This is a genomic window from Pseudomonas sp. B6002 (assembly GCF_013385985.1).
Lineage (GTDB): Bacteria > Pseudomonadota > Gammaproteobacteria > Pseudomonadales > Pseudomonadaceae > Aquipseudomonas.
Genome location: NZ_JACAOY010000011.1, coordinates 24,463 through 46,391 on the forward strand (window position 1 = coordinate 24,463; position 21,929 = coordinate 46,391).

Annotated in this window: 20 protein-coding genes and 1 pseudogene; 15 read left to right on the top strand and 6 right to left on the bottom strand. The window is 61.4% G+C overall.

Translation table 11 applies throughout. The features are described from left to right. Nucleotides 1-111 precede the first annotated feature (111 nt). On the top strand, nucleotides 112-1,104 hold the full coding sequence (locus tag HX792_RS15555; protein ID WP_176996926.1) for a helix-turn-helix domain-containing protein: 993 nt from the start codon (nucleotides 112-114) through the stop codon (nucleotides 1,102-1,104). Between the two features lie 115 nt (nucleotides 1,105-1,219). Here the strand turns inward: HX792_RS15555 and HX792_RS15560 are convergent, their stop codons facing one another. Further along, on the bottom strand, nucleotides 1,220-2,095 hold the full coding sequence (locus tag HX792_RS15560) for a LysR family transcriptional regulator (RefSeq protein WP_176996927.1): 876 nt from the start codon (nucleotides 2,093-2,095) through the stop codon (nucleotides 1,220-1,222). Nucleotides 2,096-2,209: 114 nt separating this feature from the next. Between HX792_RS15560 and HX792_RS15565 the strand changes: the two genes are divergently transcribed. Genes HX792_RS15565 through catA form a run of 3 tightly spaced genes read left to right on the top strand, consistent with a single transcriptional unit; the run spans nucleotide 2,210 to nucleotide 4,611 of the window. After that, on the top strand, nucleotides 2,210-3,337 hold the full coding sequence (locus HX792_RS15565) for a muconate cycloisomerase family protein (protein WP_176996928.1): 1,128 nt from the start codon (nucleotides 2,210-2,212) through the stop codon (nucleotides 3,335-3,337). Nucleotides 3,338-3,349: 12 nt separating this feature from the next. Continuing rightward, a complete protein-coding gene (catC, locus tag HX792_RS15570; RefSeq protein WP_016974901.1) occupies nucleotides 3,350-3,640 on the top strand; it encodes a muconolactone Delta-isomerase in 291 nt (96 codons plus the stop codon). Nucleotides 3,641-3,681: 41 nt separating this feature from the next. Next, complete coding sequence (gene catA / locus HX792_RS15575) at nucleotides 3,682-4,611, top strand: catechol 1,2-dioxygenase (RefSeq protein WP_176996929.1); 930 nt, start codon at nucleotides 3,682-3,684, stop codon at nucleotides 4,609-4,611. A gap of 130 nt (nucleotides 4,612-4,741) precedes the next feature. Here catA and HX792_RS15580 read toward each other — a convergent pair whose 3' ends face one another. Further along, entirely contained in the window at nucleotides 4,742-5,215 is a 474-nt protein-coding gene (locus HX792_RS15580) for an Lrp/AsnC family transcriptional regulator (protein ID WP_016974903.1), read from the bottom strand. Between the two features lie 143 nt (nucleotides 5,216-5,358). On the opposite strand from HX792_RS15580, the gene kynU reads away from it, so the two are divergent. Next, the gene (gene kynU, locus HX792_RS15585) at nucleotides 5,359-6,609 is read left to right on the top strand and encodes a kynureninase (RefSeq protein ID WP_176996930.1); all 1,251 of its coding nucleotides are present in this window, start codon (nucleotides 5,359-5,361) and stop codon (nucleotides 6,607-6,609) included. 133 nt (nucleotides 6,610-6,742) lie between these two features. Then, nucleotides 6,743-8,149 carry an amino acid permease gene (locus tag HX792_RS15590; RefSeq protein ID WP_176996931.1) on the top strand — a complete coding sequence of 469 codons (1,407 nt, stop codon included), beginning with the start codon at nucleotides 6,743-6,745 and terminating at the stop codon, nucleotides 8,147-8,149. Here the strand turns inward: HX792_RS15590 and HX792_RS15595 are convergent. Continuing rightward, nucleotides 8,095-8,985 carry a LysR substrate-binding domain-containing protein gene (locus HX792_RS15595; protein ID WP_176996932.1) on the bottom strand — a complete coding sequence of 297 codons (891 nt, stop codon included), beginning with the start codon at nucleotides 8,983-8,985 and terminating at the stop codon, nucleotides 8,095-8,097. The genes HX792_RS15590 and HX792_RS15595 overlap by 55 nt on opposite strands. Before the next feature lie 189 nt (nucleotides 8,986-9,174). Here HX792_RS15595 and HX792_RS15600 point away from each other — a divergent pair, with 189 nt between their 5' ends. The 5 genes from HX792_RS15600 to HX792_RS15620 all read left to right on the top strand — a co-directional run bounded on the left by HX792_RS15600 (nucleotide 9,175) and on the right by HX792_RS15620 (nucleotide 14,293). Then, on the top strand, nucleotides 9,175-9,939 hold the full coding sequence (locus tag HX792_RS15600; RefSeq protein WP_176996933.1) for a sulfite exporter TauE/SafE family protein: 765 nt from the start codon (nucleotides 9,175-9,177) through the stop codon (nucleotides 9,937-9,939). A 118-nt stretch (nucleotides 9,940-10,057) separates the two neighbouring features. Then, entirely contained in the window at nucleotides 10,058-10,648 is a 591-nt protein-coding gene (locus tag HX792_RS15605; RefSeq protein WP_176996934.1) for an NAD(P)H-dependent oxidoreductase, read from the top strand. Nucleotides 10,649-10,678: 30 nt separating this feature from the next. Then, a complete protein-coding gene (locus HX792_RS15610; RefSeq protein WP_176996935.1) occupies nucleotides 10,679-11,575 on the top strand; it encodes a LysR family transcriptional regulator in 897 nt (298 codons plus the stop codon). Between the two features lie 158 nt (nucleotides 11,576-11,733). After that, nucleotides 11,734-12,627, top strand: a complete 894-nt coding sequence (locus HX792_RS15615; RefSeq protein ID WP_176996936.1) for an NAD-dependent epimerase/dehydratase family protein — start codon at nucleotides 11,734-11,736, stop codon at nucleotides 12,625-12,627. Between the two features lie 220 nt (nucleotides 12,628-12,847). Continuing rightward, on the top strand, nucleotides 12,848-14,293 hold the full coding sequence (locus tag HX792_RS15620; RefSeq protein ID WP_176996937.1) for a SulP family inorganic anion transporter: 1,446 nt from the start codon (nucleotides 12,848-12,850) through the stop codon (nucleotides 14,291-14,293). Between the two features lie 93 nt (nucleotides 14,294-14,386). On the opposite strand, the gene HX792_RS15625 is transcribed toward HX792_RS15620, so the two are convergent. Next, entirely contained in the window at nucleotides 14,387-14,779 is a 393-nt protein-coding gene (locus HX792_RS15625; protein WP_176996938.1) for a lysozyme inhibitor LprI family protein, read from the bottom strand. A gap of 262 nt (nucleotides 14,780-15,041) precedes the next feature. Here HX792_RS15625 and HX792_RS15630 point away from each other — a divergent pair, with 262 nt between their 5' ends. The 4 genes from HX792_RS15630 (at nucleotide 15,042) to HX792_RS15645 (ending at nucleotide 19,257) form a co-directional block, all read left to right on the top strand. Further along, the gene (locus tag HX792_RS15630) at nucleotides 15,042-16,391 is read left to right on the top strand and encodes a gluconate:H+ symporter (protein WP_256349852.1); all 1,350 of its coding nucleotides are present in this window, start codon (nucleotides 15,042-15,044) and stop codon (nucleotides 16,389-16,391) included. A 12-nt stretch (nucleotides 16,392-16,403) separates the two neighbouring features. Then, complete coding sequence (locus tag HX792_RS15635) at nucleotides 16,404-17,264, top strand: MurR/RpiR family transcriptional regulator (protein WP_176996940.1); 861 nt, start codon at nucleotides 16,404-16,406, stop codon at nucleotides 17,262-17,264. 1 nt (nucleotide 17,265) lies between these two features. Further along, nucleotides 17,266-18,732, top strand: coding sequence for an amidohydrolase family protein (locus HX792_RS15640; RefSeq protein WP_176996941.1), 1,467 nt, complete (start codon nucleotides 17,266-17,268; stop codon nucleotides 18,730-18,732). A 156-nt stretch (nucleotides 18,733-18,888) separates the two neighbouring features. Then, nucleotides 18,889-19,257, top strand: coding sequence for a glyoxalase superfamily protein (locus HX792_RS15645; RefSeq protein ID WP_176996942.1), 369 nt, complete (start codon nucleotides 18,889-18,891; stop codon nucleotides 19,255-19,257). Between the two features lie 644 nt (nucleotides 19,258-19,901). Here the strand turns inward: HX792_RS15645 and HX792_RS30630 are convergent. Both HX792_RS30630 and HX792_RS30635 read right to left on the bottom strand, forming a co-directional pair. Beyond that, nucleotides 19,902-20,765 (bottom strand): methyl-accepting chemotaxis protein, encoded by an 864-nt coding sequence (locus HX792_RS30630; RefSeq protein ID WP_371319360.1) that lies wholly within the window; start codon nucleotides 20,763-20,765, stop codon nucleotides 19,902-19,904. Nucleotides 20,766-20,804: 39 nt separating this feature from the next. Further along, nucleotides 20,805-21,911 (bottom strand): annotated as a pseudogene (locus tag HX792_RS30635) (methyl-accepting chemotaxis protein); the annotation flags it as partial. Nucleotides 21,912-21,929 lie beyond the last annotated feature (18 nt).

Sequence of the window (21,929 nt, forward strand, 5' to 3'; positions counted from 1 at the left end):
TTGCTATCCACTCAGTGGCCATGGGGCGGGTGTGGCGCATAACTTGCTGTCGAACAATAACGACGCGCCGACAGAGCGTGCAAAAAGCCTAACCGCCGTGGGTGCACCTTGATGAGTAGCCATACACGCGAAATCCATATTCAACGCTTTGACCTGGAAGGTGCCTGCAGCTGGATGTCCGGCATTTGTGGGCCGCACCGGCTGGCGACGTCCACGCCCGAACGCCTGCGCTTTCACCACAGTGCCAATGTGTTCAAGTCCCGCGCCACCACCTTGGGCGTGATCGAATACGGCACCGACGTGACCATCGACATTGAAGACGCCGAACACTTCAGCAGCTACAGCCTGAGCCTGCCGCTGGTGGGCGAACAGGAACTGAGCAAGAACGGTGAGCGCCTGAGTTCCAACCGCGACCAAGGCGTGATCCTCTCGCCCAATGAGCATCAGGTGCTGGCCATCTCTGGCGACTGTCGCAAGTTGCAGGTGGTGATCACCCGCGCGGCGATGAGCGAAACGCTGGAAGGTTTGCTGCAACGACCGATCGAGGCACCGCTGCGGTTCGAGTCGGTGATGGATGCAGTGGACGGCGCGTCGGCGTCGTGGTGGCGCATGGCGCGTTACTTCATTGCAGAGCTGGAGCGCAGCAGCGAGTTATATGAGCAGGCCGCGTTTACCCGAGACCTGGAAAGCTCGCTGATCAAGGGGTTGATCCTGGCGCAGCCGAACAACTACTCCGAAGAGCTGCGCGACGTGCTCGGTGTGAAGCTGCCGCACTATCTGATTCGGGCGCGTCAATACTTGCATGACAACGCCCGCGAAGCGGTGTGCCTGGAAGACTTGGAAGCTGTCTCCGGGGTCACGCGCTTCAAGCTGTTTGATGCCTTTCGCAAGTACTTCGCGCTGTCGCCCATGGCGTATTTGAAGAAGCATCGGTTGGGTGCGGTGCGCCAGGAGATTCTCGAGCAAGGCTCCACGCGCACCATCTCCGAAATTGCCCTGGGGTGGGGGTTTACGCACCTGGGGCGGTTCTCCGCGGAGTACCGCAAGTTGTTCGATGAATCCCCCAGCCAAACCTTGCAGCGCAAGCGCTTGCGCAGCCTTTGATCCCCATGAAGATCCAAATGTGGGAGCTGGCTTGCCTGCGATGACGGTAGTGCAGACACCACCGCTATCGCAGGCAAGCCAGCTCCCACAGGGGATTTGTGGTGTTTGGGAGGAATCAGATCAATTCTTCCACCAGTTGCAGGCAATGATTCAGCCCAGGCGACTGGTCATTCACCCGTCGGCTGAGAATGATCGGCGAGGTTGCCGTGGCCTCCACAATCGGCGTATACCCGATGTCCGCACGGTGCAGCACCTGCACCGACGCCGGCACCAGCGTCACGCCCATCCCCGCGCCCACCAGCCCGATGGCGGTCTGCAATTCGTTGGTCCACTGCGCCACTTTGAGGCTCAGGCCGTGGGCGTCGAACAGCGCGATCACATGGTCGGCATAACTGGGTCGTGGGTTACCGGGGTAGAGCACAATGGGTTCGGCGGCCAATTGGGCGAGGGTGGCCGGCGCCTCCAGCAACGGGTGGCCGGCGGGCAGCACGGCCACCAGTCGATCTTCCACCAGCACGCGCTGGACAATGGCTGGGTCGTCGATGCGAATCCGCCCGAACCCTACATCAATGCGTCCGGCCTTGAGCGCTTCGACCTGCTGCAAGGTGGTCATTTCCGACAGCCCCAGCTCCAGTTCCAGCGCCTCATGGGTGCGCAGGCGACGGATCAGTTCCGGCAGCACGCCGTACAGGGTCGACGGCGCAAAGCCGATGCCCAGCCAGGTCTTTTCGCCCTGGCCAATGCGGCGCGTGTTGTCGCAGACCTTGTTCAACTGCTCCAGCAACACATTGGCATGTTCGTAGAAAAACCGCCCGGCCTCGGTCAGCCGCAGCGGCCGGCCGCGTTCGAGCAGGATGACCCCCAATTCGTCCTCCAATTGCTGGATCTGCCGGCTCAACGGCGGCTGGGCGATGTGCAGGCGTTCGGCGGCGCGGGTGAAGTTGAGGGTTTCACCCAGCACCTGGAAATAGCGCAGATGACGCAGCTCCATGACGGCTCCTTTCATACCTTTAGGGTATTGCTCAAGACCCATTCTATATTGGAAGCCTTTAAAGATACGGCACAGAATCGGCTCAAACCTAAAAAGAACCCAACGGGTATAGCCATGCCGATTTGCGCCATCGAGTCGATCGAGACGATCATCGTCGACCTTCCTACCATTCGCCCGCACAAGCTGGCGATGCACACGATGCAAAACCAGACGCTGGTGATCATCCGCCTGCGTTGCGCCGACGGCATTGAAGGCATCGGCGAAGCCACCACCATCGGCGGCCTGAGCTACGGCAACGAAAGCCCCGACAGCATCAAGATCAACATCGACCGCCACTTTGCCCCGCTGCTGATCGGCCAGGACGCCAGCAACATCAACGCGGCCATGTTGCGCCTGGAGCGCAGCATCCGTGGCAACACCTTTGCCAAGTCCGGGATCGAAAGCGCCTTGCTCGATGCCTTGGGCAAGCGCCTCAACCTGCCGGTCAGCGAACTGCTCGGCGGTCGCGTACGCGATGCCTTGCCGGTGGCCTGGACCCTGGCCAGCGGCAACACCGAAAAGGACATTGCCGAAGCCGAAAAGATGCTCGACCTGCGCCGCCACCGCATCTTCAAGTTGAAGATCGGCGCCGGTGACGTCAGCCAGGACTTGGCCCATGTGATCACGATCAAAAAAGCCCTGGGCGATCGCGCCAGCGTGCGGGTCGACGTCAACCAGGCGTGGGATGAAGCCGTCGCCCTGCGCGCGTGCAAGGTGTTGGGTGACAACGGCATCGACCTGATCGAACAACCGATCTCGCGCAACAACCGTGGCGGCATGGCACGGCTCAACCTGTCGAGCCCGGCGCCGATCATGGCCGATGAGTCCATCGAGTGTGTCGAGGATGCCTTCAACCTGGCCCGCGAAGGTGCGGCCTCGGTGTTCGCCCTCAAGATCGCCAAGAACGGCGGCCCGCGCGCTGTGTTACGCACCGCCGCAATTGCCGAAGCGGCGGGCATTGGCCTGTACGGCGGCACCATGCTCGAAGGCGGCATCGGCACGCTGGCCTCGGCCCATGCCTTCCTCACGCTGAACAAACTGGCGTGGGACACCGAGCTGTTCGGCCCGTTGCTGCTCACCGAAGACATCCTCGTCGAGCCACCGGTTTACCGCGATTTCCAGCTGCACGTTTCCACCGCCCCGGGCCTGGGCCTGGCCATCGATGAAGAGCGCCTGGCGTTCTTCCGTCGTGACAAACACTAAGAGGCGCCTGCCATGTTGTTCCACGTAAAAATGACCGTGAACCTGCCGCTCGACATGAACCCGGAGCGCGCCGCTGGCCTCAAGGCCGAAGAAAAAGCCCTGGCCCAGCGGCTGCAACAGGAAGGCAAATGGCGCCATTTGTGGCGCATCGCCGGGCACTACGCCAACTACAGCGTGTTCGATGTCGACAGCGTGCAGGACCTGCACGACCTGCTGATGCAACTGCCGCTGTTCCCCTACATGGCCATCGAAGTGAATGCCCTGTGCCGGCACCCTTCGTCGATCCATGAGGACGACCGTTAAGCCTGCTTCAACACTAATAACTACAAGATGAGGATTGCACCATGTCCATCCGACTGTCCCAGACTGCCCATGCCCAACAGTTTCTCGAAGAAGCCAGCGGCAACCTCAACGACGGTGGCAACCCGCGTACCAAGGCGCTGATCTACCGGATCCTGCGCGATACCGTGAACATCATCGAAGACCTGGAAGTGACCCCGGAAGAGTTCTGGAAGGCGGTCAACTACCTCAACGAACTGGGCAAGCATCAGGAAGCCGGTTTGCTCGCGGCCGGCCTGGGACTGGAGCATTACCTGGATTTGTTGATGGACGCTGCCGACGAAGAAGCCGGTAAATCCGGCGGTACACCGCGTACCATCGAGGGCCCGTTGTATGTGGCTGGGGCGCCTTTGTCGAAATACGAGGCACGCCTGGACGACGGCACTGACGCGGCGGTGCCGCTGTTCATGCGCGGGCAGGTGCGCGACACGCATGGCAAGCCATTGGCCGGGGCGATTGTGGATGTGTGGCAGGCCAACACGGGCGGCACTTACTCTTGGTTCGACCCGACGCAATCGGAGTTCAACCTGCGTCGGCGCATCGAAACCGATGCCCAGGGCAACTACCGTTTTCGCAGCATCGTGCCGTCGGGCTACGGCTGCCCACCGACCGGCCCGACCCAGCAGTTACTCGATCAACTGGGGCGCCACGGGCAGCGGCCGGCGCACATTCACTTCTTCATTTCGGCGCCTGGGCATCGACACCTGACCACGCAGATCAACCTGTCGGATGACCCGTACCTGCATGATGATTTCGCCTACGCGACGCGGGATGAATTGATTGCTGAAATCCGCTTCAGTGACGATCAGCAGCTGGCGCGGGAGTTCGGTGTGGAAGGGCGATTTGCGCAGATCGATTTTGACTTTGAATTGCAGGCCTCGGCGGCACCGGTCGAGCAAAAACGCATGCAGCGCGTGCGCGCCCTCGAAGACTGAACAACGAACACGCTTCAACATGTGGGAGCTGGCTTGCCTGCGATAGCGGTGGTGAATGTTACATAGCTATCGCAGGCAAGCCAGCTCCCACAGGTTCCAGTTTTCGCAGGTTTTTTTGTGGTGTTGCTGGTTATTTGCGGATAACCAAATCCAGCACCTCATCCCGATCCTTGATCTTCTGCAGCACAATCTCCGAACGAATATCCATCACCCCCGCCGTGCGGTTCAGGTGGTTCACGATAAAGTCCGAAAAGTGCTTGAGGTTGCGTGCCTGCACCCGCAGCACATAGTTGCTGGCGCCGGTGATCACGTAGGCACTGGCCACCTCGGGCCAGCCTTGTACCTTCTTGATAAACGTCTCGTGCCAATCCTCCACATCCTGGCGCAACGACAGGTGCACGATGGCCTCCAGCTCGATGCCCAATTGCTCGGCGTTGAGCACTGCGCGATACCCGCTGATGATTCCTTCGCTCTCCAGCAGGCGCAAACGGCGCAGGCAGGCGGAGGGCGACAGCGCGACTTTTTCCGCCAGCTCCTGGTTGCTGATACGGCCATCCTGTTGCAGGAAATGCAGGAGGCGCAGGTCGGTGGCGTCGAGAATCATGGTTAGAATAAATCCGCGTGTTTGGGGGTTAAATTCGAATTTCCTACAGCTTAATTAGCCTTTTACCCGTTACTTTGCACGAAAATTTTGTAAAGCTTCGTTCAATATTTTGTCCATCGTCACTTATAAAAACAGGACAACCCATGACCACTCGAAGCCACTGCCAAGCCCTCGATGCCCAGGACCCGCTGGCGCCCTTGCGCCGTCAGTTCGCGCTGCCAGACGGCGTGATCTACCTCGACGGCAACTCCCTGGGCGCACGCCCGGTGGCCGCACTGGAACGGGCGCGGGCGGTGATCGCCGAGGAATGGGGCAATGGCTTGATCCGCAGTTGGAACAGCGCCGGTTGGGCCGACTTGTCGCAACGCCTGGGCAACCGCCTGGCCCCGCTGATCGGCGCACGCGACGGCGAGGTGGTGATCACCGATACCACCTCGATCAACCTGTTCAAGGTACTCAGTGCCGCCCTCACGGTGCAGCGCCAACGTACGCCGGCGCGCAAGGTGATCGTCAGCGAAGCCAGCAACTTCCCCACTGACCTGTACATCGCCGAAGGCCTCACCGAGTTGCTGCAACAGGGCTATTCCCTGCGCCTGGTCAACAGCCCGGACGAACTGCCCCAGGCCATCGACAGTGACGTGGCGGTGGTGATGCTCACCCACGTCAACTACAAGACCGGCTACATGTACGACATGCAGGCGGTCACGGCCTTGAGCCACGAGTGCGGCGCGCTGAGTATCTGGGACCTGGCGCATTCGGCGGGCGCGGTGCCCATCGACCTGCACACCGCCGGTGCGGACTACGCGATTGGCTGCACCTACAAATACCTGAATGGCGGCCCCGGCTCCCAGGCGTTCGTGTGGGTCAACCCGGCCCTGGTGGACGTGGTGCGCCAGCCGCTGTCGGGCTGGTTCGGGCATACCCGCCAGTTCGCCATGGAATCCAACTACGCGCCGAGTGCGGGCATCGCCCGTTACCTGTGCGGCACGCAGCCGATCACGTCGCTGGCCATGGTGGAATGCGGTCTGGAGATCTTTGCCCAGACCGACATGGCCAGCCTGCGCAGTAAATCCCTGGCATTGACCGACCTGTTTATCGCATTGGTCGAAGCGCGATGCGCCGCCCATGGCCTGGTGTTGATCACCCCGCGTGAGCACGCCAAGCGCGGCAGTCATGTGAGCTTTGAACACCCTGAAGGCTACGCGGTAATCCAGGCGCTGATCGCCCGTGGCGTGATCGGTGATTACCGTGAGCCGCGCATCATGCGGTTCGGGTTTACGCCGTTGTACACAAGCTTTACCGAGGTGTTCGACGCCGTGGAAATCCTCGGCGAAATCCTCGACAACCACACCTGGAACCAGCCGCAGTTCAAGGTGCGCAACAGCGTTACCTGACACAACGCCCCATTTCCTGTAGGAGCCCGGCTTGCCGGCGATAGCGCCCGTGAGATTGCCATCGCCGGCAAGCCGGGTTCCTACAAGGGCGCGCGCCAGCAACAACCATCACAATAATAAAGGGGCACACCACGTGACCACGCCAGACAACGGCTTTGCAGAGATCACCCACCGCGAACTGGGCCTGAGGCGCCAGCTCACTTCCGGCCAGATGAGCATGATCGCCATCGGTGGCGCCATCGGCACCGGGCTGTTCATGGGCAGCGCCTATGCCATTGGTTACGCCGGGCCCAGCGTACTGGTGAGCTACGCCATCGGCGCGTTGATCACCTTGCTGTTGATGGGCTGCCTGGCGGAGATGACGGTGGCCCATTCCACCTCGGGTTCGTTTGGTGCCTACGCCGAGTTCTACATCAGCCCGCTGGCGGGGTTCCTGGTGCGTTACGCCTACTGGGCGGCGATTGTGTTGGCCGTGGGCGCCGAGGTCACGGCGGTGGCGATGTACATGAAGTACTGGTTCGCCAACGTGCCGGAATGGGTGTGGATCGTGTCGTTTTCCAGCGTGCTGATCCTGCTTAATGCGATCAGCGTGAAGACCTTCGGCAACTTCGAATACTGGTTTTCCACGATCAAGATCAGCGCCATCGTTGGCTTCATCATCCTCGCCGTCTATGTGGTGTTCGGCTCGGGCAACCCGGAATACGGCGTGCAGAACTACACGGCCCACGACGGCTTTTTCCCCCATGGCCTGAGCGGCATGTGGATCGCGGTGATTGTGTCGATCTTCAGCTACCTGAGCGTGGAGATGATCGCCGTGGCCGCCGGTGAAGCCGCCGACCCGGAGCAGGCGGTGAAGAAAGCCTTCCGTGCCACGATCGTGCGCCTGGTGGTGTTTTACCTGCTGACGCTGGCGTTGATGCTGGCCATCGTACCGTGGAACCAGGCCGGGCAGACCCAGAGCCCGTTCGTCACGGTGATGCAGACCATCGGCATTCCCGGCGCCACGGGGGTGATGAATTTCGTGATCCTGATCGCGGCGTTGTCGGCGATGAACAGCCAGCTCTACATCACCACGCGCATGATGTTCAGTCTGTCCCGCGCCGGGTTTGCGCCCAAGGCCATGGGCGCCTTGAGCAAGAGCGGCATCCCGCTGAACGCGCTGTTGCTGTCCAGCTCGGGGATTGCCTTGGCGACGTTGCTCAACGTGGTGTACCCGGAAAGCTCGTTCACGCTGATGATGGCTATTTCCATGTTTGGCGCGATCTTCACCTGGTTCATGATTTTCCTCACCCACTTCTTCTTCCGCCGTTACCGCAAGCGCCATGGCGGGCCGAAGCTGTCGTTCCAACTGCGCCTGTTTCCCTACAGCACGCTGCTGGGCCTGGTGCTGATGGGCGCAGTCATGATCACCACCTATTTCACCGAGGCGTTCAAGATGACCCTGGTGTTTGGCGTGCCCTTCCTGCTGATCCTGTCGGCGGTGTACTACGGGTTTTTCCGCAAGGGCAGGGCCAAGGCGTCGAACAAGGCCTTGGCGTAACCGGGCAACTGTTCGAACGCACGCGCCGCGAGCAGCAATTTTCGGCAGGCCCAGTCTTCCTGCAAAGGCTGGGTGTTGAAACGCGGCGCCGACGGCCAGCGCTCCAGTGCCGCCTGCGGGACAATCCCCAGGCCCGCACCGCCGGCGACCATGCGCATCACCCCATCAAACCCTTCGGCGCGGATGCGCGTTTGCAGGCGGAATCCTGCGTGCAGCGCCTGTTCTTCCAGGTACACGGTCAATGCGCTGTTGGCAGCCAGGCCGACGAAGTCGTGTTGCAGGCTGTCGATAAAACTTCCTCCCGTGAAGGGATGATCCAGCGGCGTGATCAGCACCAACGGATCGTCGCGAAAGGGCAGGGTTTGCAGGCCATGGGTGTCCACCGCGTCGGAAATGATCCCGAGGTCTGCCGTGCCCTGACGCAGGGCTTGGGTGATGCGCAGGCTCGGCAGCTCTTGCAGGTCGATATCGAGGTTGGGGTGCTGGCGCAAAAAGTCGGCGAGCAATTCCGGCAGGTATTCACTGAGTGCTGTGGTATTGCACAGCAGGCGCACTTGGCCTTTGATGCCGTTGGCGTATTCCGCAAGGTCCTGTTGCAGGTGTTCGGCCTGTTGCAGCAACAGGCGGGCGTGACGGGCCAGGGCTTTGCCTGCGGGGGTGGGCGTGACACCGCGGCGGTTGCGCTCCAGGAACTCGATGCCCAGTGAGGCTTCCATCGCGCGGATGCGTGCGCTGGCAGCGGCCAGGGACAGATGGCTGCGGGCTGCGCCGGCGGTGATGTTGCCGGTGTCGAGGATGTGCAGGTAGAGGCGCAGGTCGATCAGGTCAAAGTGCATGGTGTGAGGTTCTCGGTGTCTGGGCGGGCCTCATCGCCGGCAAGCCGGCTCCTACAGTTGAATGTATTCACACATCCCAATGTAGGAGCCGGCTTGCCGGCGATAGCGTCATCAGCCTCCCGCAAAACAAGAGGCTGCCTCAGTATATGGCGAATTTCCGAACAGGCCGAAATCCCCCACAATCCCCCCATGAATACCTTCCTAGCGTTCTACCAAGACATCGGCCCGGCCTTGACGCTGTTAGTAATCGGCACTTTCCTGCTGGCTGGCACCGTCAAGGGTGTGATCGGCCTCGGTCTGCCTACCGTGGCCATGGGCCTGCTCGGCCTGGCTATGCTGCCGGCGCAGGCTGCGGCGTTGCTCATCATTCCGTCGACGGTCACCAACCTGTGGCAACTGGCGTTCGGCGGTCATTTGAGTGCGTTGCTCAAACGCCTGTGGCCGATGCTGCTGCTGATTTTCCTTGGCACCGGGCTCGGTACGCTGTGGCTGGGCATGGACGGCGGTGGCTGGGTGGTTCATGCATTGGGCGGCGCGTTGCTGGTGTATGCGCTCAGCGGGTTGTTCCTGCCCACCTTCAAGGTCAAGCCTGAAGCCGAGCGCTGGCTGGGCCCGGTGTGCGGTGTGATCACCGGCATCATCACCTCGGCCACCGGCGTGTTCGTGATTCCTGCGGTGCCGTACCTGCAAGCCTTGGGCTTGAACCGTGATCAACTGGTGCAGGCGCTGGGGCTGTCGTTCACCGTGTCGACCCTGGCACTGGCCGCCGGGCTGGCTTGGCGCGGCACCTTGGGCGGCGGCGAGATCAATGCGTCGCTGCTGGCGCTGGTGCCTGCGTTGCTGGGCATGTGGCTGGGCCAGGCGGTGCGCCAGCGCATCAACGCGGTGCTGTTCAAGCGCGTGTTTTTCGTCGGCATGGCGTTGCTGGGTGCTCATCTGCTGATCAGTGGTTAAAGATCAACGCCTTATTCGTGCATTTTGATCAAATGTATTTTGCCGCGCCGCTGCTTATTCCGAGGGGGCAATGTCGATAGCCTGCCGGCAGACATTTCTAACCCTTTGGATTCCCCCCATGAAAAAAGTCCTCCTGCTCAACGGCGGCAAGCAATTCGCCCACTCCGACGGCCGCTACAACACCACCCTGCATGACGCCGCCGTGGCGGTATTGGACCGTGCCGGCATCGACGTCAAGGTCACCCACATCGACGCAGGCTACGACGTGGCCGAAGAAGTCGCCAAATACCTCTGGGCCGACGTGATCATCTACCAGATGCCCGGTTGGTGGATGGGCGCGCCGTGGATCGTCAAGAAGTACATCGACGAAGTCTTCACCGAAGGCCACGGCAGCCTCTACGCCAGCGACGGCCGCACGCGCTCCGATTCGTCGCAGAAGTACGGCAGCGGCGGGCTGATCCAGGGCAAGCAGTACATGCTGTCGCTGACTTGGAACGCGCCGCAGCAAGCCTTCGACGACCCTACCGACTTCTTCGAAGCCAAGGGTGTGGACGCTGTGTACTTCCCGTTCCACAAGGCCAACGAATTCCTCGGCATGACCGGCCTGCCGACCTTCCTCTGCGTGGACGTGATGAAGCGCCCGGCGATCGAGGCTGACGTGGCGCGCTACGAAGAGCATCTGGCGCAGGTGTTCAATTTCTCGGTGTAAGCTGCCAGCAACCGAAAACGAGGACAGCCCGTGAAAGCCCGATCCGATGAGCTACAGATCTTTGTCAGCGTGATTGAGTGCGGTTCGATTTCCGCGGCGGCCGAGCAGGTCGGGCAGACGCCGTCGGCGGTCAGCCGCACCTTGTCGCGCCTGGAAGCCAAGCTCGACACCACGCTGATCAACCGCACCACGCGGCGCATGGACCTGACCGAGGAGGGCAAGTACTTCTTCGAGCAGGCCAAGGTGATCCTGGCGCAGATGGATGAGCTGGAAGAGCGCCTGTCGTCGCGTCAGAAAAAACCGGCCGGGCGGCTGCGGATCAACGCCGCCGTGCCGTTCATGCTGCATGGGATCGTGCCGTACATCGCCGAATTTCGCAGCCTGTACCCGGACATCCAGCTGGAGCTCAACAGCGATGACCTGATCATCGACCTGCTGGAACAGAGCACCGACATCGCCATCCGCATTGGTGTGCTGGCCGACTCCACCCTGCACGCGCGCTCCCTCGGTTGCACGCCGCTGCATATCCTCGCCAGCCCGGACTACCTCAAGCAGCACGGCACCCCGCAGACGGTCGCCGAATTGGCGGAGCACACCTTGCTCGGTTTCACCCAGACCGAAACCCTCAACCACTGGCCGCTGCGTCATGTGGAGGGCGATCGCTGGCTGATCCAGCCCAGTGTGGCGGCCTCCAGTGGTGAAACCGTGCGGCATCTGGCCTTGGAGGGGCAGGGCATTTGTTGCCTGTCGAACTTCATGACCATCGACGACATCGAGGCCGGGCGCCTGGTGCCGGTGCTGGAGAGCTTCAACAGCGGGTATCGCCAGCCGATCCACGCGGTGTTCTACCGTAACTCGCAGCTGGCGTTGCGTATCCAGTGCTTCCTGGACTTTATGCAGGCCAAGTTGGTGCGGTATGCCTGCTGATTCGTGATCTTCGCGCAAGAGTGAATTGGGCGGGACGGGCTTATTCGATAGCCGTCGTCCCTTCATCATCTAGGCATACATCGAGTCGCACCCATCGCAGCCTCGCTTGCGCTCGACAACTCCTACACCCATCACTTACCCAGTCAGGAGAACACTCCATGAACGTATTCGTAACCGGTGCCGCAGGTTTTATCGGCGGTTCCATTGCTACTGGCCTGGTCAAGGCTGGCCATCACGTTACCGGCTTGGTGCGCAGCACCGAACAGGCGGCCGAGATGACTTCGCTGGGCATTACCCCCGTCATCGGCACCCTGGATGACGCCGCTGTATTGACCGAACAGGCGCGGAAGGCCGACGCCGTGATCAACGCCGCCAGCAGCGACCACCGCGCCGCCGTGGAAACGTTGCTCGCTGCGCTGAAAGGTTCGAACAAACCCTTCCTGCACACCAGCGGTTCGAGCATTGTTGGTGACGCGTCGGGTGGTAAGCCCAGCGACGTTATTTACTTCGAAGATAACTTGCCCGAGCCGACGGTGGATAAAGCTGCTCGCGTGGCGATCGACAACCTGATCCTGGCCGCCGCCCAAGAAGGCGTGAACTCGGCAGTCATCTGCAACACCTTGATCTACGGCCACAGCCTGGGCGTGAAACGTGACAGCGTGCAATTGCCGCGCTTGCTCAAGCAGGCCCGCAAGAGCGGTGTGGTGCGCCATGTGGGCACCGGGCAGAACATCTGGTCCAACGTGCACATCGAAGACGTGGTGGCCTTGTACCTGCTGGCGCTGACCAAGAATGTGCCGGGCACGTTCTACTTTGTCGAAAGCAGCGAAGCGTCGTTTATCGACATGACCACCGCGATTGCTCAAGCCCTGAACCTGGGTGAACCGCAGGATTGGCCATTGGCCGACGCCGAAGCCGAGTGGGGCTATGAAATGGCCAACTATGGCCTGGGCTCCAACAGCCGGGTGCGTGGCAAGCATGCTCGCGAGCTGCTGGGCTGGGCGCCGAAGCGTACGTCGGTGGTGGAGTGGATTCGCCACGAGATGGTGTGATGTTCGCTTAGCACCGCGTCGTTGCAATCGCAGGCAAGCCAGCTCCCACACTCGAATGTGTTCACAAATCAAAATGTGGGAGCTGGCTTGCCTGCGATGAGGCCCTTGAGATCGCCGCTGGCCTTGAGGTAGCCATCGCCGGCAAGCCGGCTCCTACTGGTTCTGGCTCGCTCAATTCCGTACCATCCCCCGCCTTATCCCCGCATTACCCTGGTACCTCATGACCCTTTCCCGTCTGCGCGCCGATGCCCTGGCCGGCCTCACCACGTCGTTCGCGCTGCTGCCCGAATGCATCGCCTTTGCCCTGGTGGCCCACCTCAACCCGTTGATGGGGCTCTACGGCGCCTTCATCATTTGCACCCTCACGGCGTTGTTCGGTGGCCGGCCGGGCATGGTCTCGGGCGCAGCCGGGTCGATGGCGGTGGTGATCGTCGCGCTGGTGGTGCAACACGGTGTCGAGTATCTGCTGGCCACGGTGCTGCTGGGCGGGTTGATCATGATCGCCTTTGGCCTGTTGCGCCTGGGCAAGCTGGTACGCATGGTGCCGCACCCGGTGATGCTGGGGTTCGTCAACGGTCTGGCGATCATCATTGCGCTGGCGCAACTGGAGCACTTCAAGAGCGGTGAGCATTGGCTTAATGGCACGCCGCTGTACGTGATGATCGGTTTGGTGCTGGTGACCATGGCCATCGTGTACCTGCTGCCACGTATCACCCGCGCCGTGCCGCCGGCCCTGGTGGCGATCCTCGGCGTAGGCCTGGCGGTGTACCTGCTCGGTTTGCCCACACGCACCCTGGGCGACATGGCGCACATCGCCGGCGGCCTGCCGACCTTCGCGCTGCCGCAGGTTCCCTGGACACTGGAAACCCTCGCCATCATCGCGCCCTATGCGTTCCTGATGGCCATGGTTGGCCTGCTGGAAACCCTGCTCACCCTCAACCTCACCGATGAAATCACTGAGACCCGTGGCTACCCTGACCGCGAAAGCGTGGCCCTGGGCGCGGCGAATATGGTCTCGGGCGTGTTTGGCGGCATGGGCGGTTGCGCGATGATCGGGCAAACCGTGATCAACCTCAGCTCCGGTGGGCGTGGGCGCTTCTCCGGCGTGTTTGCCGGGGTGATGATCCTGTTGTTCATCCTGTTTCTGTCGCCGTTCATCGAACGGATCCCGCTGGCGGCGCTGGTGGGGGTGATGTTTGTGGTGTCCCAGCAAACGTTCGCCTGGGCGTCCTTGCGGGTGATCAACAAGGTGCCGCTCAACGACGTGCTGGTGATTCTGGCGGTGACGGTGATCACGGTGTTCACCGACCTGGCCACGGCTGTGTTGTGCGGAATCGTGATTGCGGCGCTGAACTTCGCCTGGCAGCAGGCGCGGGAGCTGTATGCCGATGAGCACTTGGAAGCCGATGGCGGCAAGTTGTACCGCGTGCACGGCACGTTGTTCTTCGCCTCGACCACGCCGTTTTTGAACCGGTTCGACCCGGCCAACGACCCGGCCCAGGTGACGCTGGATTGCCGTCACCTGAGCTTTGTCGACTATTCAGCGATTGCTGCGCTGATGACCCTGCGCGAGCGCTATACCAAGGCTGGCAAGCACCTGCGAGTGCTGCACCTGTCCGAGCGGTGCAAGAAGCTGCTCAAGCGCGCCAAGGTCCACCACGACTAACCTGTAGGAGCCGGCTTGCCGGCGATGGCTGCCTCACTATCAACGTTGATATTGAGGGCCTCATCGCCGGCAAGCCGGCTCCTACGGTTGGGGTTACGGCCCGACCAGGTCTTCGAGTTCCTGGGCGCGGGTCTGGGTCATGTCGAGCACACAGCCGGTGCCGTTGACCTGGTCGATGGTGCCGCCCGTGGCGCTGCCAGCGAAGCCGCAATTGGCGTCGCGGTATTTGATCCACAGGCGCTGCACGTCTTGCAGCTTCTGTTTGCGGTCGCCTTCCTGGGCGGCCAGCGCGGTCTTGTAGGCTTTGTTCAGTCGGTCATCCTGCACCTTGGCCTCCTTGGTGTTGCAGCCGACCATGTCCGCGGTGGTGTTGGCGCCGTCCATGCACTTTTTCAGCGCCGGGTTATCGGCGGCCGACGCGTTGCCGCACAGGGCGAGCAGCAGGGCGCTGGCGGCAAAAGGAACTAGCAGGGCTTTGCGATTCATTGTCTGTTTTTTCCTGGTCGTGAGTACTGGGCGGTGAGGGCGCCGAAATCTGAGACTCGGCCCCGGCCATTGAGTTTCGGCACGCAAAAAACTTCATGTAAAAACACCCTCCGGATTTTCATGAACGGGCGCGTGGCATATCCCCAAGCGACAGCGCTTATCCGTGGACGAAAATTACTTTCATGAAAATTGAAAATACTCCTCGGTAATGATTTATGAGTTTCACCAACAAATCGACGTGACCCTTTCCGAGGAGTACCGCATGGCCGCATCACCGGGCTTCGGGCTATTGGCATACGCTGCCATTGCCATCATTGCATTGATCGTGCTGATTGCACGTTACCGGCTCAACCCGTTCATCGTCATCACCCTGGTGTCGATTGGCCTGGCGCTGATGGCTGGCATGCCGGCCGACACCATCATGGGCTCCTACGAGGCGGGCGTCGGCAAGACCCTGGGGCATATCGCCCTGGTCGTGGCGCTGGGCACCATGCTGGGCAAGATGATGGCCGAGTCCGGTGGCGCCGAGCAGGTGGCGCGTACGCTGATCAACCGTTTCGGCGAGCGCAATGCCCACTGGGCCATGGTGTGCATTGCCTTCCTGGTGGGGTTGCCGCTGTTTTTCGAGGTCGGTTTTGTGCTGCTGGTGCCAATCGCCTTTACCGTGGCGCGGCGTGTGGGCGTGTCGATCCTGATGGTCGGCTTGCCCATGGTTGCCGGTTTGTCGGTGGTGCACGCGTTGGTGCCGCCGCACCCAGCGGCGATGATGGCGGTGCTGGCATACAACGCGTCAGTGGGGCAGACCGTGCTGTATGCGATTCTGATCGGCATTCCTACTGCAATCATCGCCGGGCCCGTCTACGCCAAATTTATCGTGCCGCGTATTCACTTGCCGGCCGAAAACCCGCTGGAACGCCAGTTCATTGACCGTGAACCGCGCACTCGTCTGCCGAGCTTCACGCTGACCATGGGCACTATTTTGCTGCCGGTGGTGCTGATGATGATCGGCGGTTGGGCCAATGTGATTTCCACACCGGGCACCGGCTTCAATCAGTTCCTGTTGTTTATCGGCAACTCGGTGATCGCGTTGCTGGTGGCGACCTTGGTGAGCTTCTGGACCTTGGGCATCGCACAGGGCTTCAATCGCGAGTCGATTCTCAAGTTCACCAATGAGTGCCTGGCACCGACCGCGAGTATCACCTTGCTGGTGGGCGCGGGCGGTGGTTTGAATCGCATCCTGGTCGACGCGGGCGTTACCAACGAAATCCTCGGTTTGGCCCACGCCTTTCATCTGTCGCCATTGGTAATGGGTTGGCTGTTTGCTGCGCTGATGCGTATTGCTACGGGCTCGGCCACTGTGGCGATGACGACCGCGTCCGGCGTGGTTGCACCTGTGGCCGTGGGCCTGGGTTATCCACACCCCGAATTGCTGGTACTGGCCACTGGCGCGGGCTCGGTGATCTTTTCCCACGTGAACGACGGTGGCTTCTGGCTGATCAAGGAATACTTCAATATGACGGTGATCCAGACCTTCAAGACCTGGACCGTGTTGGAGACCCTGATTTCAGTGGTCGCCTTCGGTCTGACCTATGGTCTGTCCTGCATCCTGTAACCCGGAGACCCCATGGACATCCTCTACCAGATCCGCGCCCGCCAGGATTCCTTCAGTGCCGGTGAAGGGCGCATCGCCAAGCTGATGCTTGAGGACGTGGGTTTTGCCGCGTCGGCCAGCCTGGAAGCGTTGTCGCAACGGGCCGAGGTCAGCACGGCCACCCTGTCGCGGTTTGCGCGCAGTGTGGGCTGTCGGGATCTGCGTGATTTGCGCCTGCAACTGGCCCAGGCCAGTGGGGTGGGCAGCCGCTTCCTGGACCCGTCGGGGTTGCCGGAGCAGTCGGCGTTTCATCGGCAGATCCTGGGGGATATCGAGGCGACCCTGCGCCAGCATTTGTCGGGTTTCAACCAGGCGAGTTTTGCCGACGCGGTGAGCTTGTTGGGCAAGGCGCGGATGATCCATGCGTTTGGCATGGGCGGCCCGTCGAGCCTGTGCAGCGATGAGTTGCAGGTCCGCCTGGTGCGCCTGGGTTATTCGATTGCCGCCAGCCATGACCCGGTGATGATGCGGGTCACTGCCGCGACGTTGGGCCCTGAGCACGCGTTGATCGTGTGCTCGCTCACCGGCCTTACGCCGGAGCTGCTGGACGTGGTCAGGCTGGCGCGCAACTACGATGCGCGCATCCTCGCCATCACCCTTGCCGGTTCCCCACTGGCCGAACTGGCCGACGTGGTGCTGCCGCTGCAACCGGCCGAAACCAGTTTTATCTACAAACCCACGGCGGCGCGCTACGGAATGCTGCTGGCCATCGACCTGCTCGCCACCGAGCTGGCGCTGGCCATGCCGGACGACAACCAGGAGCGCCTGCGCCGGATCAAGCTGGCCCTGGACGATTATCGCGGCGGCCCCGACAGCCTGCCGCTTGGAGACTGACATGAAGTACGACACGCTGATTCGCCAGGCGCTGATCATCGATGGCAGCAACACGCCCGGTTATGTCGCTGACGTTGGGGTGCGCGAGGGGCGCATCGAGGCCATCGGTGATTTATCCGAGGCGACGGCCACTCATGAAGTGGACGCGATGGGGCGCGTGTTGGCGCCGGGCTTTATCGACGTGCACACCCACGATGACACGGTGGTGATCCGCCAACCGCAGATGCTGCCCAAGCTCAGCCAAGGGGTTACGACGGTGATTGTCGGCAACTGTGGCATCAGTGCCTCGCCGGTCAGTTTGCGGGGTGATCCACCGGACCCGATGAACCTGTTGGGCACGCGCGCGGCGTTCACTTACCCGCGTTTTGCCGACTACCGTGCGGCGGTGGAGAGTGCTCACCCTGCGGTCAACGTCGCCGCGCTGATCGGCCATACGGCCTTGCGCAGCAATCATATGGATGACCTGCATCGCACCACAACGCCGGATGAAATTTCGGCCATGCGTGTGCAACTGCAAGAAAGCCTCGAAGCCGGTGCCCTCGGTTTATCCACAGGCCTGGCCTACGCCAGTGCCTTCAACGCCGAGACCGATGAAGTGCTGCAACTGAGTGAAGAGCTGACGGCGTTTGGCGCGGTGTACACCACCCATTTGCGCAGTGAATTCGAACCGGTACTGGAGGCGATGGACGAGGCTTTCCTGATCGGCCGGCATGCCAGGGCGCCGGTGATCATTTCCCACCTCAAGTGTGCTGGCGCCGGTAACTGGGGGCGTAGTCCACAGCTGTTGGCGTCGCTGGAGCACGCGGCGAAAACCCATCCGGTAGGGTGTGATTGCTACCCCTATGCGGCGAGTTCTTCGACGCTGGACCTCAAGCAGGTTACCGATGCGTTCCGCATCACCATCACCTGGTCGACGCCACACCCGGAGATGGGCGGGCGTGATTTGCAGGCTATTGCCGCCGAGTGGGATGTTTCGCTGATGGATGCTGCACGCCGGCTGCAACCGGCGGGGGCGGTGTATTACGGAATGGATGAGGCGGACGTGCGGCGTATTCTGGCGCATCCCTTGTCGATGGTGGGCTCGGATGGGCTGCCGGAGGATCCGTTCCCGCATCCGCGTTTGTGGGGGGCGTTTCCACGGGTGCTGGGGCATTTCAGTCGGGATGTCGGTCTGTTCCCGCTGCATACCGCGGTGCATAAGATGACCGGGCTGTCGGCCGCACGTTTTGGGTTGTCCGAACGTGGCGAAATCCGCGAAGGGCACTGGGCTGACCTGGTGCTGTTCGACCCGTTGCGCGTACGTGATGTGGCGGACTTCAAGGAACCGCAACGGGCGGCAGAGGGCATTGATGGCGTGTGGGTCAACGGCGTATTGAGCTACAGCGAAGGGCAGGCGAACGGCGAAAGGCCGGGGCGGTTCCTGGCGCGCAGTGGGGATTTGCGGGGTGGGTTCGTGGCGGGGCGGTAGATCGGTTTGGCCTTCATCGCAGGCAAGTCAGCTCCCACAGTGGATCGGGGTGGGGCTGGATGAATGCGATCCACTGGGGGAGCTGCCTGCGATTGCGGTCTGCCATTCAACAATGGAACCCCCTATAGTTGTGGTTTCAGACACGGAGGCGGATGCATGCACTTAGGAAAAGTCACCCCCATTTTGCGGATTTTCGACGAAGCCAAGGCGCTGGAGTTTTACGTTGATCTCCTGGGGTTCAAGGTGGATTGGCAGCATCGCTTCGAGGCGAATTTTCCGCTGTATTTGCAGGTTTCGCTGGGCGATTGCGTACTGCATTTGTCCGAGCATCATGGCGATGCGTCACCGGGCGCAGCGGTGCGGATTCAGGCGCAAGGGGTGGACGCCTATCAGCAGCAGTTGGTGGGCAAGGACTATCGGTATGCCAAGCCTGGGGTTGAAGAAACGCCCTGGGGCTCGCGGGAGATGAGCATCAAGGACCCGTTTGGGAATCGGGTCGTGTTTGTCGAGGAAGGCGAGGGCTGAGGGGAAATCGCAGGCAATAAAAAACCGCCTTAGTAAGGGCGGTTTTTTATTGCAAACCCAGTTAGTGGCTGGGGTTGCACTCTCAAAGGACGCAATCGACCCGCAGGCAGATACTAACGCCCGTCATTTCATCACGCAAGGCCGAGCGATGCCTGATAAAGCTCGCTTTACCGCATTTTTTCTGCACAGGCTCAACTGCAAAAACTTGTAATGAATCCAGCGAACGATACTGGATATTTGACCACTGTCGGACACACCTCAAACGAGGATCTTCGTTAGGATCTTCCCCGTTCTGCGTTTGTCGCTTTTTGGGTGAGCCGGGTATGCGCGCGAATTCTGGACCGACCGCCACGGGCTAGTAATCCGTGCCGGATTGATGCGGAAGGACCATTAGCCCGGCCACCTCAATGGACGCAATCGACTCGCGTCCGAAGGCTCACGTGTTCCGGTAAGTGCGCTGGAGGTAAGGCCCAACCTAGGGAGGGCCGAGTATGTCTAAGTTTGCACGACGTACGTGGGACCTCGTAGTGAATGCCTTGCGTGTTTATCACGTGTGGACATTCCTGCGGGACAGCTTCGATGACCTGTAAGGCCTGAGAAGTGAAGCCGCCTCGGTGCATGCCGAGGCGGCTTTTTTTGGTTTGTCAGACCCGGAAATGACTGACCATCTGCTGCAACTGGCTGCCCAAACGCGCCAGTTCCACACTCGACTTGGCGGTCTCGTCACTCGCCGTTGCGGTCTGCTCCGACACATCCCGCACATTCACGATGCTGCGACTGATCTCTTCCGCCACGGCGCTCTGCTGCTCGGCGGCGGCCGCAATCTGCTGGTTCATCGACTGGATGTTCGACACCGTACGGGTGATGTTCTCCAGTGACACACCGGCCTTGCGCGTCAGTTCGACGCTGCTGTCGGTGAGGCTGCGGCTGTTGTTCATCACGTTGGCCACTTGCTGCGTGCCGTTTTGCAAACCGGCGACCAGGCCTTCGATTTCCTCGGTGGACTTCTGCGTGCGCTGGGCCAGGCCGCGCACTTCGTCGGCGACCACGGCAAACCCGCGGCCGGCCTCACCGGCCCGCGCGGCTTCGATCGCAGCGTTGAGGGCGAGCAGGTTGGTCTGTTCAGCCACGGCCTTGATCACGTCCATCACGCTGCCGATCTTGTTGCTCTCTTGCTGCAGGTGCGTCATTGCGTCCGTGGAGCGCGCCACTTCGGCGGCCAGGCGCTCGATCTGAGCGATGGCTTCGGCCACCACCTTGTCGCCTTCACGGGCTTGGCCGTCCGCGTCGGACGCGGCCTGAGAAGCTTGCTCGGCATTGCGCGCCACTTCCTGCACGGTGGCGGTCATCTCGTGCATGGCAGTGGCCACTTGATCGGTCTCGATCTTCTGGCTGTTCACGCCTGCACTGGTCTGTTCGGTCACGGCCGACAACTCTTCGGCGGCGCTGGAGATCTGCATCACGCCGTCGCGGATACCACTGATCAACTCACGCAAGGTGGTGCCCATGCGCTGGATGCCTTGTTGCAGCACGCCCAGCTCATCGCGGCGGGTCACCTGGATGTTGTGGCTCAAGTCGCCCGAGGCGATGCGTTCAACCACGGCCAGGGTGTCTTGCAGAGGGCGAGTGATCTGGCGGGTGATGACCAGGGCGGCAACGATGCCGACCAGCAGGGCCAGCAAGGTGCTGATCAGTTGCAGGCTGCGGGCTTGGGCGCTTTCCGCGTCGCGGCGGTCGAGCTGGATGTCGTAGAGCTTATCGCTGATCGAAACGATGTCAGTGCCCTGGGTGGTCATCTCGGCACGGGCAGTGACGATGTTGGCGTTGGCGGCCTTGTAGCTTTGCACGGCGGTGCGGTAAGCGCCGAGGGCGGTCTCTAGCGAGGCCAATGCCGCTTGCTGGCTGCTGCCGAACGCGGCGCTGAGATGCTTCAAGCCACTGATGGCTTTCTCGATTTGCGCGGCGGCGCGGGCTTCGGTTTCGGCGTTGACGTTGTTGGTGTAGCCGCGCACTTCGTAGCGAGCCAGTTGGAAGTCTTCCTTGGCATTGGTCACGGCCTGGTATTGCGTGTAGCGCTCGGCACTCTCGGGCATTTGTTGCACGCTGGTGTCCAGGGCGTTGATCTGTGCGTTGGCGATGTCTGCCTTGTCGCCCATGACTTGGCGCGCAGCGCTGCCGTTGCGGTAGGCCTCGCGCATCTTGTTCAGGGACTGCTGGTACGCGGTGATGATGGTCTTCTGCTCGTTGAGCAGCTTGAGGTTTTCCGGGCTCTTGAAGCTGTCCAGCAGTTTCTGTTGCTGGGCGGCGAAGGCGTCGAGGTTGGTCTGTACGTTCTGCGCCACCGCTTCGTCGCCGTTGGCCAGCATGTATTGCAGGCGCACGATGCGCAGCTTGGTCAGCGAGGCGTTGAGCTGGGTAATGTCGCTCATCCAGTTGCTGCGATCGATCAGGCCGCCCAGGCTGGTCCAGCCGGTCAAGGCCAGGATCGAGGTGAGGACCAGTACCAGGCCGAAGCCCAGGCCCAGTTTGAGGTTGACGCTGATGTTGCCGAACCAGCTGTTCATCGAATGCTCCGCAAGTTGATGTTTGTCTGCTGGACGGTGTTGTTGTTTGACCCAGCCAAAGTAAGTAGATGGGTATCGGCGGCGATACATGATTCTGAAATGACTTTT

Excerpts from the sequence above, each read along its gene's own strand:
- HX792_RS15555 (WP_176996926.1), top strand. The coding sequence starts at position 112 with ATGAGTAGCCATACACGCGAAATCCATATTCAACGCTTTGACCTGGAA.
- HX792_RS15560 (WP_176996927.1), bottom strand. The coding sequence starts at position 2,095 with ATGGAGCTGCGTCATCTGCGCTATTTCCAGGTGCTGGGTGAAACCCTC.
- HX792_RS15565 (WP_176996928.1), top strand. The coding sequence starts at position 2,210 with ATGCCGATTTGCGCCATCGAGTCGATCGAGACGATCATCGTCGACCTT.
- catC (WP_016974901.1), top strand. The coding sequence starts at position 3,350 with ATGTTGTTCCACGTAAAAATGACCGTGAACCTGCCGCTCGACATGAAC.
- catA (WP_176996929.1), top strand. The coding sequence starts at position 3,682 with ATGTCCATCCGACTGTCCCAGACTGCCCATGCCCAACAGTTTCTCGAA.
- HX792_RS15580 (WP_016974903.1), bottom strand. The coding sequence starts at position 5,215 with ATGATTCTCGACGCCACCGACCTGCGCCTCCTGCATTTCCTGCAACAG.
- kynU (WP_176996930.1), top strand. The coding sequence starts at position 5,359 with ATGACCACTCGAAGCCACTGCCAAGCCCTCGATGCCCAGGACCCGCTG.
- HX792_RS15595 (WP_176996932.1), bottom strand. The coding sequence starts at position 8,985 with ATGCACTTTGACCTGATCGACCTGCGCCTCTACCTGCACATCCTCGAC.
- HX792_RS15600 (WP_176996933.1), top strand. The coding sequence starts at position 9,175 with ATGAATACCTTCCTAGCGTTCTACCAAGACATCGGCCCGGCCTTGACG.
- HX792_RS15605 (WP_176996934.1), top strand. The coding sequence starts at position 10,058 with ATGAAAAAAGTCCTCCTGCTCAACGGCGGCAAGCAATTCGCCCACTCC.
- HX792_RS15615 (WP_176996936.1), top strand. The coding sequence starts at position 11,734 with ATGAACGTATTCGTAACCGGTGCCGCAGGTTTTATCGGCGGTTCCATT.
- HX792_RS15620 (WP_176996937.1), top strand. The coding sequence starts at position 12,848 with ATGACCCTTTCCCGTCTGCGCGCCGATGCCCTGGCCGGCCTCACCACG.
- HX792_RS15625 (WP_176996938.1), bottom strand. The coding sequence starts at position 14,779 with ATGAATCGCAAAGCCCTGCTAGTTCCTTTTGCCGCCAGCGCCCTGCTG.
- HX792_RS15630 (WP_256349852.1), top strand. The coding sequence starts at position 15,042 with ATGGCCGCATCACCGGGCTTCGGGCTATTGGCATACGCTGCCATTGCC.
- HX792_RS15635 (WP_176996940.1), top strand. The coding sequence starts at position 16,404 with ATGGACATCCTCTACCAGATCCGCGCCCGCCAGGATTCCTTCAGTGCC.
- HX792_RS15640 (WP_176996941.1), top strand. The coding sequence starts at position 17,266 with ATGAAGTACGACACGCTGATTCGCCAGGCGCTGATCATCGATGGCAGC.
- HX792_RS15645 (WP_176996942.1), top strand. The coding sequence starts at position 18,889 with ATGCACTTAGGAAAAGTCACCCCCATTTTGCGGATTTTCGACGAAGCC.
- HX792_RS30630 (WP_371319360.1), bottom strand. The coding sequence starts at position 20,765 with ATGGGCACCACCTTGCGTGAGTTGATCAGTGGTATCCGCGACGGCGTG.